This is a genomic window from Virgibacillus alimentarius (assembly GCF_000709085.1).
In the GTDB taxonomy this organism is placed as follows: Bacteria; Bacillota; Bacilli; order Bacillales; family Amphibacillaceae; genus Virgibacillus_B; species Virgibacillus_B alimentarius.
On the sequence record NZ_JFBD01000047.1, the window covers coordinates 60085 to 74129 of the forward strand.

General features: G+C 35.0%; 15 protein-coding genes, 3 pseudogenes and 1 other annotated feature. Of the genes and pseudogenes, 16 read left to right on the plus strand and 2 right to left on the minus strand.

Features of this window, described 5'->3' with window-relative positions; all coding sequences use genetic code 11:
* Positions 1–115 precede the first annotated feature (115 nt).
* From GZ63_RS0108565 to rpmA, 14 genes and pseudogenes are all read left to right on the plus strand, one after another.
* Positions 116–1012, plus strand: a complete 897-nt coding sequence (locus GZ63_RS0108565; RefSeq protein ID WP_029268603.1) for an SPOR domain-containing protein — start codon at positions 116–118, stop codon at positions 1010–1012.
* 202 nt (positions 1013–1214) lie between these two features.
* Positions 1215–1784: a RadC family protein gene (gene radC / locus GZ63_RS0108570; protein WP_029268606.1), complete on the plus strand. Its 570-nt coding sequence runs from the start codon at positions 1215–1217 to the stop codon at positions 1782–1784.
* A 552-nt stretch (positions 1785–2336) separates the two neighbouring features.
* A pseudogene (locus tag GZ63_RS0108575) lies at positions 2337–4213 on the plus strand (reverse transcriptase domain-containing protein).
* Positions 4214–4291: 78 nt separating this feature from the next.
* Positions 4292–4432 (plus strand): annotated as a pseudogene (locus GZ63_RS17385) (JAB domain-containing protein); the annotation flags it as partial.
* Positions 4433–4668: 236 nt separating this feature from the next.
* Positions 4669–5712: a rod shape-determining protein gene (locus tag GZ63_RS0108580; RefSeq protein ID WP_029268610.1), complete on the plus strand. Its 1044-nt coding sequence runs from the start codon at positions 4669–4671 to the stop codon at positions 5710–5712.
* Between the two features lie 12 nt (positions 5713–5724).
* On the plus strand, positions 5725–6606 hold the full coding sequence (gene mreC, locus GZ63_RS0108585) for a rod shape-determining protein MreC (protein WP_029268612.1): 882 nt from the start codon (positions 5725–5727) through the stop codon (positions 6604–6606).
* The gene (gene mreD, locus GZ63_RS0108590; protein ID WP_029268614.1) at positions 6606–7145 is read left to right on the plus strand and encodes a rod shape-determining protein MreD; all 540 of its coding nucleotides are present in this window, start codon (positions 6606–6608) and stop codon (positions 7143–7145) included. The genes mreC and mreD overlap by 1 nt, the downstream gene beginning before the upstream one ends.
* A gap of 117 nt (positions 7146–7262) precedes the next feature.
* Positions 7263–7949, plus strand: a complete 687-nt coding sequence (minC, locus tag GZ63_RS0108595; protein WP_029268615.1) for a septum site-determining protein MinC — start codon at positions 7263–7265, stop codon at positions 7947–7949.
* Positions 7942–8739, plus strand: a complete 798-nt coding sequence (gene minD, locus GZ63_RS0108600; RefSeq protein WP_029268617.1) for a septum site-determining protein MinD — start codon at positions 7942–7944, stop codon at positions 8737–8739. The genes minC and minD overlap by 8 nt, the downstream gene beginning before the upstream one ends.
* 70 nt (positions 8740–8809) lie before the next feature.
* Positions 8810–9586, plus strand: a complete 777-nt coding sequence (locus tag GZ63_RS0108605) for a M23 family metallopeptidase (protein ID WP_226374344.1) — start codon at positions 8810–8812, stop codon at positions 9584–9586.
* Positions 9570–10436 carry a site-2 protease family protein gene (locus GZ63_RS0108610; protein WP_029268621.1) on the plus strand — a complete coding sequence of 289 codons (867 nt, stop codon included), beginning with the start codon at positions 9570–9572 and terminating at the stop codon, positions 10434–10436. The genes GZ63_RS0108605 and GZ63_RS0108610 overlap by 17 nt, the downstream gene beginning before the upstream one ends.
* A gap of 79 nt (positions 10437–10515) precedes the next feature.
* Positions 10516–10587, plus strand: a sequence feature (ribosomal protein L21 leader region).
* Between the two features lie 14 nt (positions 10588–10601).
* Entirely contained in the window at positions 10602–10910 is a 309-nt protein-coding gene (gene rplU, locus GZ63_RS0108615; protein ID WP_029268624.1) for a 50S ribosomal protein L21, read from the plus strand.
* Between the two features lie 11 nt (positions 10911–10921).
* Entirely contained in the window at positions 10922–11251 is a 330-nt protein-coding gene (locus GZ63_RS0108620) for a ribosomal-processing cysteine protease Prp (RefSeq protein ID WP_029268626.1), read from the plus strand.
* A gap of 14 nt (positions 11252–11265) precedes the next feature.
* A complete protein-coding gene (rpmA, locus tag GZ63_RS0108625) occupies positions 11266–11556 on the plus strand; it encodes a 50S ribosomal protein L27 (RefSeq protein WP_029268627.1) in 291 nt (96 codons plus the stop codon).
* Between the two features lie 357 nt (positions 11557–11913).
* Here the strand turns inward: rpmA and istB are convergent.
* Positions 11914–12686: pseudogene (gene istB / locus GZ63_RS16560) on the minus strand (IS21-like element helper ATPase IstB).
* On the minus strand, positions 12676–12969 hold the full coding sequence (locus GZ63_RS17110) for a Mu transposase domain-containing protein (protein ID WP_051681434.1): 294 nt from the start codon (positions 12967–12969) through the stop codon (positions 12676–12678). Before GZ63_RS17110 ends, istB begins: the two are co-directional and overlap by 11 nt.
* 433 nt (positions 12970–13402) lie before the next feature.
* Between GZ63_RS17110 and GZ63_RS18345 the strand changes: the two genes are divergently transcribed.
* Both GZ63_RS18345 and GZ63_RS18350 read left to right on the plus strand, forming a co-directional pair.
* The gene (locus GZ63_RS18345) at positions 13403–13651 is read left to right on the plus strand and encodes a reverse transcriptase domain-containing protein (protein ID WP_226374348.1); all 249 of its coding nucleotides are present in this window, start codon (positions 13403–13405) and stop codon (positions 13649–13651) included.
* 71 nt (positions 13652–13722) lie between these two features.
* Positions 13723–13911: a group II intron maturase-specific domain-containing protein gene (locus tag GZ63_RS18350; protein ID WP_226374346.1), complete on the plus strand. Its 189-nt coding sequence runs from the start codon at positions 13723–13725 to the stop codon at positions 13909–13911.
* The last annotated feature ends 134 nt before the right edge of the window (positions 13912–14045 follow it).

Sequence of the window (14045 nt, forward strand, 5' to 3'; positions counted from 1 at the left end):
TAAAAGGCATATTTTGTTGAACGAATTTTAGAAGCATTGACAAAAATCGGCTTTCTTTTTGAATTTCCTATGCTAGAGTAAAACTATTACAACTAGCAAAGCGAGGGAAGAAAAGATGGAAAATAAAAAACCAATTGTCGTGCGCATGAATGGAAAGCGGGCGAAGTCAAATCGAAAAAAAGATAACTTTGCTGCAGGCTCTAAAACGAATAATGAACAGGCAGCTACCATTGAAAAAACTGACGCTCCAGTCCCAACATTTGCTAGAGGGTACAAAAATATGAAGTCTGATAATAAAAGTATAAAGGGATCTTTGAAGCCTATTGTGATAGCTATTTTAGCTGCAATTATTACAGGTTCTATACTAGGTTTTATTATGCTGAATATGTTTGGAAGTATACAAGACAATGCAGGTAATAAGGGAGTAGGAGATAATAATGATAATGTGGCTGCAACAAATGATTCCGGCAATGAAAGCAAGAATACTTCAACTGCAATGGATAATAAATCTTTAACTGCTTATGTAATACAGGGAGGTGTTTTCTCAGAAAAGGAGAACGCTGATAAATGGGCAAAAAAGTTCAAGCAATCTGGATTTCCAGTGATTATATGGGAAAGAGATAATCAGTATTATTTACTGACAGGTATTGCAAGTACGAAGGAAAAGGCTAATCAGGATACAGCTTCAATGAAAGAGGAAAACATGGAACTGTATGTTAAGGAATGGGAAACAGGTAAAATAGAAGCAGAACTTAATAAAGGGGAAATGAATTGGTTAAAGACATACCAGAAGCAATGGGAAGATACACTTACATCATTGAATCATAAAGAAGCATTTCCAAAAAAAGAATGGGAAAAATTAGCTGAAAATCCACCACAGAATTCAAAAATGATTTCAAAATTTGCTGATTATATGACCGATTCGCTTAATGACCTGGACCATAAAAATAAGAAGCAAATACAGAAGTTCTTGCTCGTGTTATGGCAACAATATGAAAAAATATTAACATAACTATAATTATGAAATGATGTAAAATAGATAGAAAGCAGAAAATAAGTATTTTTTTAGCTAGGCAAAAAATTAAAATTGAATTTCCATTATGTGTTTTTGCAATTTAGTACCAAAATATTGCCTTAAAAGATGGTTTTGCAGATTGGTTCAAAAATATATTATCAACTATTATTGATAATATATTTTAAAAGGAGGAACCATAATGACAACTTCATCGATTATGATTAAGGATGTACCAAAGGAGGACCGCCCAAGAGAAAGATTATTAAAACTAGGGGCCAGCTATTTATCTAATCAGGAATTATTAGCTATTTTACTCGGGAGTGGAACCAAACAAGAATCCGTTATGTCTTTATCCAATCGGATACTTATGCATTTTGAAGGACTAAAATTATTAAACGATGCGACTATTGAGGAGTTAACAGCTATTAAAGGAATAGGCATAGCAAAGGGGGTTGTAATATTATCAGCAATTGAACTTGGTAAAAGAATGAATGAATATAAGCCAAACGAACGATATACAATCCGTTCACCAGAGGATGGCGCTGATTATGTCATGGAGGAGATGCGTAATCTACCTCAGGAACATTTTGTAGTTCTCTTTCTTAATACAAAAAATCAGATCATTCACAGACAAACAATTTTTATCGGAAGTTTAAATGCCTCAATCGTACATCCCCGGGAAGTATATAGGGAAGCGGTAAAACGTTCTGCAGCTTCTATTATATGCGCCCATAATCACCCTTCTGGAGTGCGCCTGCAAGGTGCGTAATTTTAGTGATTTCTTTTGAAATCTAGAACTCCTTACAATGTTCTATGGTCAGCATCTTACCTTGAGGGGAAACCCATAGAGGAAACAAAGCATGATGTGAAAAGGAGAAAAGACGACAAAACTATCTAATGTCGAGTCAGTTCTTCAGACCAAGTGGTGTACGGTAAAAGCTAAACTGCTTAAATCCTAGACGAATGAGCGATGGGTGCGCCGTTGTCTACGATAGTTAACAGGCAATGAGGGCAAAATGGGAGACACATTGCTTGTGTGTCTGCTGGGTATCTCCTGAACTCTGCCCATAGTAAGGTTTTGTCCTTCAATCCTCAACTAGAGGAAAACGTCGAAAGGGATACCTAACCATCACGTATCTAAAATTAAGACATAATGCAGGGATTACCTAAATGCAAACGCCACACGGCTATTAGATTTTGGTCTCTGAAAATTGCATATGGTAACGGAGTCTCCGTAGTACCCAACGTTCGCTTGTAATGAGTTTAGCATGGGGAAGGGAGACAGGTTGATGTTAACGTCAATGAGAAAGGAGTCATGAATATGGCGACAGATCCATTTCATCAGTTAGACGTTATAAGGAAAGCTTCTCATAACGGAAAATTCATTACTGATTGTTATCGCTTAATGTATAAAAAAGAGTTGTGGATGAATGCTTATGCCAAACTATATCCAAATCCAGGAAAACTAACGCAAGGAATATCGGATGACACGATAGATGGTTTCAGTCTACAAAAAATTGAAGGTATCATAGAGCAATTAAAAGCTGGAACATTCCGTTTTGCACCTGTAAGAAGGGTTTATATCCCTAAATCTAATGGGAAAAAGAGACCACTAGGAATTCCTAGTTTCAAAGATAAGCTAGTACAAGAAGTTATGAGAATGATATTGGAAAATGTATATGAACCGACATTCTCAGAAAACTCCCATGGTTTTAGGGGGGAAAGAAGCTGTCATACAGCCCTATCCCAAATTAAAAGCACGTGGAAGGGTCTAACATGGTGCATTGAAGGAGATATCAAAGGCTTCTTCGACCATATTGACCATAAGGTACTAATAAAACTTATCTCAAAGAAAATAAATGACCATCGTTTCTTGCTTCTCGTTCATAATGCACTTACTAGTGGCGTAATGGAGAACTGGATGTATCGTAAAACCTACAGTGGCACACCACAGGGTGGGATTATATCACCTATTTTAGCTAACATCTATCTCCATGAGTTTGACCTTTTTATGGAAAAACAATTGAAGGAATTTGATAAAGGAGCAAGAAATGGGGAATATAGAAAGCTCCGTTCAAAAATTAGCACGTTATCACAAAAGATTAAAAGACTCGATCAAAGAAACGACCACATGCAATGGAAAGGTAGAGGTGAGTTAATCCTTGAGATTCAGAAACTTAAAGCAAAACAAGTAAAAGTTACCTCTATTATCGATCCAAGGGGCAGAAACTACCAAAGAATGAAATATGTACGTTATGCAGATGATTTTGTGATTGGGATTGCTGGTTCAAAGCAAAGTGCAGTGAACATGAAGAATACAATCAAACGATTTCTTAAAGATGAATTAAACCTTGACCTTAGCGATGAAAAAACTCTCATTACCCATTTAGAAAAGCCGATTCCTTTTCTTGGATATCAATTTCGTAGTTGGGATGAAATAAAGATCAAAAAGGTCACTTACAAGAATCAAAAACATCCATTGAAAAAGAGAATTTTATCAGGTGTTATTAAGTTAGAAATTCCTGAAAAGAAAATTAAAGAATTTGCAACAAAAAACAGATATGGTAATTTAGACAGCTTTAAAATTATACATCGAGCAAAACTTATTAATAATTCGGAGTTAGAAATTCTGTATATCTATAACGCTGAACTACGTGGAATTGCAAACTACTATAAGTTAGCCAATAACTATCATCATTTAGATAGGTTATTTTATCTAGCTGAAAGTAGTTTCGTTAAAACTATAGCTAATAAACGTAGAAGTACTTCTATGAAGGTTGCAACCAGCATGCGAACACATAAACAGGCAAGTTTATGCCTTATTATGAAAGGCAAACATGGAAATGAAAAACTTCATCAGTTCGTAAAGCTAAAAGATCTACCAAAGCATAAAGGTTCAATAAAAGCAGATTCCCCCGACATAGATGTCTTGATAAATGCATAAAATATTCGGGCAGAACTGAACTTGAACAGCGTTTAATGGCGAATAAATGTGAAGCGTGTGGTACGACAGAAGGTGTGATGGAAGTTCATCATGTTCGTAAATGAAAGGACTTGAAGAGTTAAAAACATTTAACATACTTGAACAAGAAAATGATAGAACACAACAGGAAAAACATTGTCCTTTGTTATAAATTCCATCATGACCACCATGAGAAGCAAATACCGATTAGTCAACTGACGAGCCGTATACGCTGAAAGGTGTACGTACGGTTCTGAGGGGGGAGTTGTGAAACCTGATTTGGGACAAAACAAGGCGCATGGCTCCTACCCTACGATCCTACACCTTCCCAAGAGGATATTAGTGTAACAAGACGATTAGTTGAATCGGGGAAAATGATAGGTATAGAACTTTTAGATCATTTAATCATTGGAAACAGAAAATTCGTATCTTTAAAAGAAAAAGGATATCTCTAACACTATCTATTTTTTTCTTTTTTTCGTATAATTGAATAGATGTATTGTAATATAGCGCCATTTTTCGATGATTTATTGAAAGTGGCGCTATTAGCTTCATAATATAAAAAATCATTTACAAAAATTGAACTCGGTGTAAAATAAAAAAGAAGAAGTTTCATTGCCACAAATATTATAAATCGATATAGTAGTGAAGGATGAAAGAAACGAACTGTGATTGGAAAGGAAGATACTTTTTGGGAAGATTTAGTTTGTCACAAGATCTCGGAATAGACTTAGGTACCGCTAATACCCTCGTTTTTGCTAAAAGTAAAGGTGTGATTGTCAGAGAACCTACTGTAGTGGCTAAAAATATAAATACTGGAGATATAGAAGCTGTAGGGAGTTCTGCTCGAAAGATGATTGGCCGAACTCCAGGAAATATATCTGTTGTTCGCCCAATGAAAGACGGGGTAATAGCGGATTATGATACAACAGCTGTCATGATGAAATATTATCTGAAGCAAGCAATGAAAAATCGTTCTTTTTTAGCGAGTAAGCCAAATGTAATCATATGTGTACCTTCTGGTATTACAATGGTTGAAGAACGTGCAGTTGTGGATGCTACAAAACAAGCTGGAGCTAAAGACGTGTTCCCAATCGCTGAACCTTTTGCTGCAGCTATAGGATCCGGATTACCGGTATGGGAACCTACAGGAAGTATGATTGTGGATGTTGGAGGTGGGACGACAGAGGTAGCAGTTGTTTCCCTGGGCGGTATAGTTACCAGCCGTTCTATTCGTATAGCAGGAGATAATATGGATGAAGCAATTATTCAATATGTTCGTAAACATTATAATTTAATGATTGGGGAAAGATCTGCCGAATCAATTAAAATGGATGTTGGCTCAGCAAGTGAGGCTGTAGAAGATAAAGAAATGGAAATTCGCGGCCGGGATTTAGTAACGGGTTTACCAAAAACAGTTACGATCAATGCTAAAGAAATAACAATCTCTTTGCAAGACAATATCAGCGAAATTGTAGAGGCAGTAAAAAACACATTAGAAAATACGCCACCCGAATTAGTAGCTGATATTATGGATCGCGGTATAGTGTTATCTGGCGGCGGTTCTCTTTTAAGAAATTTAGATCAAGTTATTAGCGATGAGACAAAAATGCCTGTGTTCACTGCAGATAATCCTTTAGATAGTGTAGCAATTGGAACAGGCAAATCATTAGAATACATTCAGTATTTCCGAACCCATCCGAATGTTTCTTCTCGTCCTAGTACGGATACGTAAGTAGGTGTTTCTATGTCTTTTTTTCATAAACGTCGATTCTTTGTTTTACTAATTGGTATAATCATTTTGATTGCATTAATCGGTTATTCTCTAAATAATAGGGAAAATTTAACAACACCAGAGAAATTTATACAGGATGCAGTAGGATGGGTTCAAAATGTTATCCATGCTCCGGTTACATTTGTTACAAATATCTTTGGGAATCTAGATGATTTAAAAAATACGTACAATGAAAATCAAATATTGAAAGAAAAGTTAGCTGAGTACAAAAGTCTTATTTACGAAGTTCAAGAATTGAAAGAAGATAATGATGAATTGAGAAAAACCCTGAAAAAAACAGAGTCGATACAAGATTTTAACCCAATTCAAGCTACGGTTATATCCCGTTCTCCTGAACGTTGGGTGGAGCGTGTAACTATTAATAAAGGTTCACAACATGGAATAGAGCCTAATATGGCTGTTATTACTGCCGAAGGCATGATAGGTAAAGTACAGACGGTTTCTAAATTGACATCTACCGTTCAGCTGATTACTGGTTTCGATGAATTTAACCGGATATCTGCAACGATTTCTCGTGAAGAAGGAAAAGACATTTTCGGCTTAATTGAGGAATTTGATGAAGAAAGTAACTCCTTATCATTTAAAATTATTGAAGAATCTAAGAAAGATCTTGAAGAAGGAGAATTGGTAATTTCTTCAGGAATGGGAGGGGTATTTCCGGCAGGCTTATTAATTGGTACAGTTAAGGAAGTTGTTTCAGACCAATATGGTTTGACTCGTACCGCCCTTATAAAACCAGCTGCTAATATGTATGACATTAATCATGTCATTGTTGTAGATAGAAAACTACAAAAGGATGATAAACAAAATGAAGAGCAGGAGGAAAAAGAGTAATGAAACGACTATATCTACCACTTATCCTCTTCTTTCTAATGACTTTAGAAGGTGTAGCACTGGAATTATTGCCTGCAAAATTGGTCATTAATAATTCATGGATTATCCCTCACTGGGTTTTTATGTTTTTAGTGCTTATAGCCGTATATTATGATTTGGAAAGCTCCCATTTTTCCGTTATTTACGGTGTTATATTTGGTTTATTAATTGATATTGTTTATACAGGCGTCCTAGGCGTATACATGTTTTCTTACGCCTTTTCTATATCCATCATTTATGGATTGAAAAAAATGATTCACGCTAATATTTATGGAGTTCTTTTTTTAGGGTTGATTGGTACGGTGTTAACAGATATATCCATTAATTTTATTTATACTGTAGTTGGGATGACGGATATGGGATGGGGTAATTATTTTCTTTATCGCTTATTCCCCACAATTCTAGCTAATCTGTTATTTTTGATTGTTTTGTATCCACTTATAACAAAACAACTGGTTGAATGGAGAAGAGAACAAATAAATAGAAATCGTATATTGTAATGCTGTTATCTTGGTTGAATACATTCTATAACTCTTCTAAAATTACATAATAAATTCTATTAAAAATGAATGAATATTAAAGTATAGAACAGAGTTTTTTAATGAGGTGAACTTATCATGCTTGACAGTAAACAGAGGATAACGATTAAAGGTACAAGAGATGGGCTCACTCTGCTTATTGACGATTCTTGTTCATTTGAAGAAGCGGTTAATGAACTTCGTGAAAAAATAGCTGAAAGTCGTCCGAACAAGGAAGAACCGATTGTTTCTGTAACAGTTCAATTAGGAAATCGTTATTTAAATAATGTACAAAAAGAACATTTACGATATTTAATAAGTGAAGAAAATCGATTTACAATTCATTCTTTTGAATCAAATGTTGTTCACAAGGATGAAGCGTTAGCTTGGCGGGAAGAAAGCGAAATTAAGTCCGTTAATAAAATAGTTCGATCTGGACAAATTTTAAACGTAACTGGGGATCTATTGTTAATTGGCGATGTAAATCCAGGAGGCAAAGTAATTTCCACTGGAAATATTTATATCTTAGGGAATTTGCGAGGAATCGCACATGCAGGGAGAGAAGGAGATAGAAATGCAATAATAGCAGCATCTTATATGAAGCCAAGTCAGCTTCGGATCGCAGACTATATCAGCCGTGCTCCTGATTATGAAGCTGATGGTGTGTACATGGAATGTGGTCTTGTAGATGAAAAACAAGATAAAATAATTATTGATCGTATTCAGGTTCTTCCACACTTGCGAAAAGATTTAAGCGGTTTTGAGAGGAGAATGCATAATGGGTGAGGCAATTGTTATAACCTCAGGAAAAGGCGGCGTAGGGAAGACTACTACAACTGCAAATATTGGTACAGCTTTAGCCTTAATGGAAAAAAAAGTATGTTTAATTGATACCGATATTGGTTTACGTAATCTGGACGTTGTCATGGGCCTTGAGAACCGAATTATATATGATATTGTGGATGTTATCGAAGAAAGATGTAAATTAAAACAAGCTCTTATTAAAGATAAACGCTTTGAATCCTTGTTTGTTTTACCAGCTGCACAAACAAGTGATAAGTCATCTGTGACAAGTACGGGTATGCAAAAGATTATCAATGAATTAAAGCAGGACTATGATTATATTGTAATTGATTGTCCGGCAGGTATTGAACAAGGCTTTCAAAATGCGATTGTTGGAGCAGATAAAGCAATTGTTGTAACCACCCCGGAAAAGTCTAGTGTCCGCGATGGGGACCGGATAATTGGCCTTTTGGAAAAAGAAGATATAGACCCTCCAAGTCTAGTTATTAATCGGATACGTAACCATATGATGAAAAATGGTGACATGCTTGATGTGGATGATATTGTACAAATCCTCTCCATTGATTTAATTGGAATTGTTACTGATGACGATGAGGTTATCAAAGCATCAAACCAAGGTGAGCCCGTTGTAATTCACCCTAGCTCCAAAGCTTCGATTGCCTACCGAAATATTGCTCGTAGAATTTTAGGAGAAACAGTACCTCTTCAATCTTTAGAAGAGAAGAAAAGTATATTCCAAAAAGTAAAAAGTTTCTTTGGACAAAGAGCATAAAAAAACAGAGATTCATATCTTGTCCATTAGCCACATATCCTAGTATAAATATTTACGAAGGATTGTGAGGATGATGAATAAAAAAATCAAAAAAATTAGACAGTCAATTGAAAAACGAAAAAAAATGCGTAATGTTTCTGCCAATGCCAATGAGGATTTGAATAAGTATTTATTCACAACATTACCTCAAGATGAAGAGAGACATGGCAATTTTTCAACGTTTCCTGATGCAGCGTTTTCAAGCAAAGACAGTCGTAAGGTAGCCTCTGGATTAATTCTGAAAAGCTTTTTATCTGTAATGCTTTTTTTTGGTGTAGCCTTATTATTACAAACAGATAAAGAAATCCTAGATAAACCTAAGGGTTGGACGAGTAATGCATTAACAGAGGAATTTCCATTTGCTCGTGTAAATCTTTGGTATCAAGAAACATTTGGTTCCCCCTTGACTTTTTCACCGAAATCAACTGAAGCTACAGAAGGAGAGCCATCAATGGCATTACCAGTGTCTGGAAGTGTAACGGAATCATTTCAGGCTAATGGAACAGGAGTTATGATCACTCCAAGCGAAACCGATACTGTGAACGCATTTCAAGATGGGGTTGTGGTATTTGCAGGTAATGATCGTGAAACAGATAAAACAGTGATTGTACAGCATGCGGATGGCAGCGAATCAACATATGGCCATTTAAGTTCTATCGAAGTTCATCCATATCAATTCATTACGGCTGATCAAAAGCTAGGGAAATTTAAACCATCAGACCATAATAAAACAGTTTATTTTTCAATTGAGAAAGATAAAGAATATATCGATCCTGTTCAGGTGATCAAAGTTGACGACAATTTTTAAAAATATACCATCTATCCATATTCATCCTATTTTGCTTTTTTTTATTTTAATTGCAATCCTGACTGGTACATTTATGGAGCTAGCAATCATCTTGTCCATTATCTTCATTCATGAGCTTGGTCATTATACGATGGCGCAAATTTTACAATGGCGGATCAGACGTATCATGTTATGGGTGTTTGGAGGGGTCATGGATACAGATGAACATGGTAATAAACCAATATATGAGGAAGTGTTGGTTACCATTGCAGGACCTTTTCAACACATAATTATATTTTTCATCGTTTTTCTTTTCACTACTGGTGATATACTGCCTACATCTATTTTACATTTGATTGTTTATTATAATACTGCAATATTGCTTTTTAACTTATTACCAATATGGCCATTAGACGGTGGTAGATTATTCTTTTTATATTTATCATCTTTTTTACCATACCGAAAAGCTTATCATGCGATTATTATATTTTCGATTAGTTTAAGTTTACTAATCATAATATTGCAGTTTATCTTTCTTCCATTTACATTAAGTGCTTTTCTTTTAATGATTTTTCTTTGTATGGAAAATAGGACAGAGTGGAAGTACCGATACTACGTATTTATTCGGTTTTTGTTAAATCGTTATGAAGGAAAATCAACTGTTAAAGGGATACAGCCAATCACTGTTTCATCAGAAAATTCTTTAATGAATGTCTTTTTTCTTTTTAGGCGTGAAAAAAAACATCCAATATACATTATGTTTTCTAATCGAAAACGAATAGCAATTGATGAAAATGATTGTTTGCGAAGTTATTTTTATGAAAATCAATATAATAAAAAAATAGGGGAAGTTGCCAAGTCTATCCTATAGCACATGTTATTGAACGTGTAAATGTGCTTGACAAATATTTTGAATTCATGTTAATATATTAACGTTATTCATTGTAGCACCAGTGCTACAACCGCACAGAACAGGTGGGAAATTCATTCAGAATACCTGTATGGCGAGTCTTAGTTAATTGAGGAGGTGCAAAGTATGTACGCAATTATTGAAACAGGTGGTAAACAACTCAAAGTTGTTGAAGGACAAGAGATTTACGTAGAGAAAGTGGATGCGGAAGCAGATGAAACGATAACTTTTGATAAGGTACTTTTCGTTGGTGGTGACAATGTTAAGGTTGGCACTCCATATGTTGAAGGTGCAACTGTAACTGCAAAAGTTGAAAAGCAAGGACGTCAGAAAAAAATTACTGTGTTCAAGTATAAACGCAGAAAAAATTACCATCGAACACAGGGACACCGTCAACCTTATACAAAATTAGTAGTTGATAAAATTAATCAATAAGGTTAATGTTTATGATTAGTATTACTGTTTTTCGTAAAGATCATAAAATAACAGCATTTGAACTTTCAGGTCATGCCGAAAGCGGACCTTATGGATATGACCTTGTTTGTGCAGGCGTATCAGCTATTTCTTTTGGTACGGTAAATGCAATTATGCAAATATGTGAAATAAACCTCGAAATTAACCAAGAAGAAAATGGTGGGTACCTTTATGTAGCTCTTCCTGCGTTAATAGACGATAATACAAAAGAGAAGAGTCAACTTCTACTTGAAGGTATGATTATTTCACTGCAAACGATAGAACGTGAATATCATCAATTTATTAAAATTGAAAATAAGTAAGGAGGTGCAGCCAAATGCTACGTCTAAATTTACAATTCTTTGCACAGAAAAAAGGTGCAGGTAGTACAAGAAACGGTCGTGACTCTCATGCAAAACGCCTTGGTGCAAAGCGCGCAGACGGACAGTTTGTTACCGGTGGCTCCATTTTATATCGCCAACGTGGGACTAAGATATATCCAGGTGAAAATGTAGGACGCGGCGGAGATGATACACTTTTTGCAAAGGTCGATGGTGTTGTTAAATTTGAACGCATTGGTCGTGACCGTAAAAAAGTAAGTGTCTATTCAACTGTTCAAGAAGCATAATAAATATATTAGTTCACACTCCAACCAATCTAATGGTTGGAGTTTTTTGTTCGCCCAGCATGGGCGAACTCTAACGGGTGAAAGTCCCCAGTGCGACCATGTAGCGGTAAGCACATAGCCGACAGTAAGGGTGTCTATAGCGATGTGGAATCTGAAGGAAACTCGAGGCAAACCTCTGGTCTGACGAACAGAAACCATATAGGAGGCAACATATGAGGATAAGTCTACAAAAGAAGCTGAAGTCCAATAGCTGCAACATCATGTGGTGTATATATGGCAGATAGATGGAGGGAAAGAGTTCGTACCTTAACTGGGGAGGTCTCGTATAAATGTCAAGATAAGAATGTACAGTTGTGACTATTTAAGAATGTCCACTTTTGATCTTTCTTCTGATGGAAAATGATTTTTAAGTCTGTATGAATCTCCAACAATATTTATGACTGATGCGTGATGGAGAACACGATCTAAAATCGCATTCGCAATCTTAGGATCTTGAAATACCTCTCCCCACGATTTAAAATTCGCATTGGTTGTAAGAATAGTACTACGTAATTCATAACGCACGTCGATTAACTGAAAGAATAACTTCGCATCTTCTTTACTAATAGGTAAATAACCGATTTCATCAATGATTAAAAGTTTATATTTTCTAAATGTTTAATACGTAATTCTAGCCGATTTTCAGCTTGTGCCTTTTTTAAATTTAAGATTAAATCATGGCATTTAATAAAGTAGGTACTTGTACGCTTTTTAGCTGCTGCTATCCCAATCGATGTTGCTAAGTGTGTTTTACCTACACCACTTGTACCTAGGAAAACGATGTTTTCCTTTTGTTCTATAAATCGTAATGTCATAAAGTCTAGTATTTGCTCTTTATTGATGGAGGGTTGAAATTCAAATTCAAAATCTTTTATTTCCCTTAAATGTGGAAAAGCCGCAACCTTCACCATCGATTTGACCATATTTATTTCTTTCATGTCTATTTCATAATCGGTTAATTTGATAAGGGCATCTATAAAAGATAAATCATTATTATTCATAAAATCAATTGTCTCATCTAAATGAAGATCCATTTGATTTAGTTTTAAATATTTTAGGTTTTCTTTTAATTTTAAATAACTAGTATTCATCGTTATACACCTCATTAATCGCTTCTAAGTTTTTAAGAGCTAAATCTTCTATCTCATCCTTTTCTTTATATGGAAGCTGTCTAGAAAGCAAATCAGCGTAATGATCAGGGTGATAATTAAGTTTTTTCTCACTTAAATGATGTTGTGCAATAAGATTCATGTTAGAATAAATATATAATGTTTTATCATATACTTGTAAGCCAACGGCTTTTCCAATATATCCTGGTGGTACAGAATATTGGTTGGATTGATAATTGACCATATTAGATGGGGTTACTTTCACAAGTGTATGTTTTATCCTATAGAAATCTCTTATTCTGTTACTGGGTAGTGCGGATAGGAGGTTTCTTTCTTTTTCTAGACCTAGGATTGGAATAACTCCTGTTCCTTGATGATAGCTATGATTAATTCTATTACATAATTTCTGAACAAAATGATGTAGTTCTTCATCTGAACAATTTAGTCCATGATTATCTTTCAAATATTGCCATAAAATACGCTTATAATAAAACTTTTGTGGTGATTCATCTGATAGTAATCTTTTAATATGAAATGTTTAACTCCGTGTTGATATCGATTGCGATATGCATAATATTCACCTCATAAAAATTATGCAATAATTTATCACAATTGTACATTGTCTATTCAATCATTTCTGTACATTCTTAAACTATCATTTATAGTCTCGTTTATCTGATGAATATAAGGAAACGGTAATTGGAACTCCGCAAGGAGGAAATCTTTCTCCACTACTTAGTAACATCATGTTAAATGAACTTGATAAAGAATTGGAAAGTCGTGGATTACGGTTTGTAAGATATGCAGATGACTGCATAATCATGGTGAAAAGCGAAATGTCCGCTAGACGAGTGATGAGGTCAGTGACGAAATATATTGAGGAAAAGCTTGGTCTAATAGTGAATATGATAAAATCTAAAGTAACTAACCAAATAATCCGGATTTGAAATTCTTGGGATTTGGATTCTTTAAAGACTATCAGAACCCTCTATACAAAGCTAAACCACACAGAAAATCAGTGGAGAACTTTAAGTATAAACTAAAGCAACTAACACGAAAGAACTGGAGTATTGATACGAAGTATCAAGTGGAAAGAATAAATCAGCTAATTCGTGGCTGGGTAAACTACTTCAAAGTGGGTTACATGAAGAAATTACTGACACAAATTGATTCGCACACAAGGGTACGACTGAGCACACAAAAATAGCCACACGAGTAAAGGGGCAATAAGAATCGCATATTCATGGGTTCTCACAACCACAATTACAAACGAGAGGCTATCAAGATTTGGATTAATATTTTGTATTGAACATTATAACAAAGTACATGTATAGAATAAAA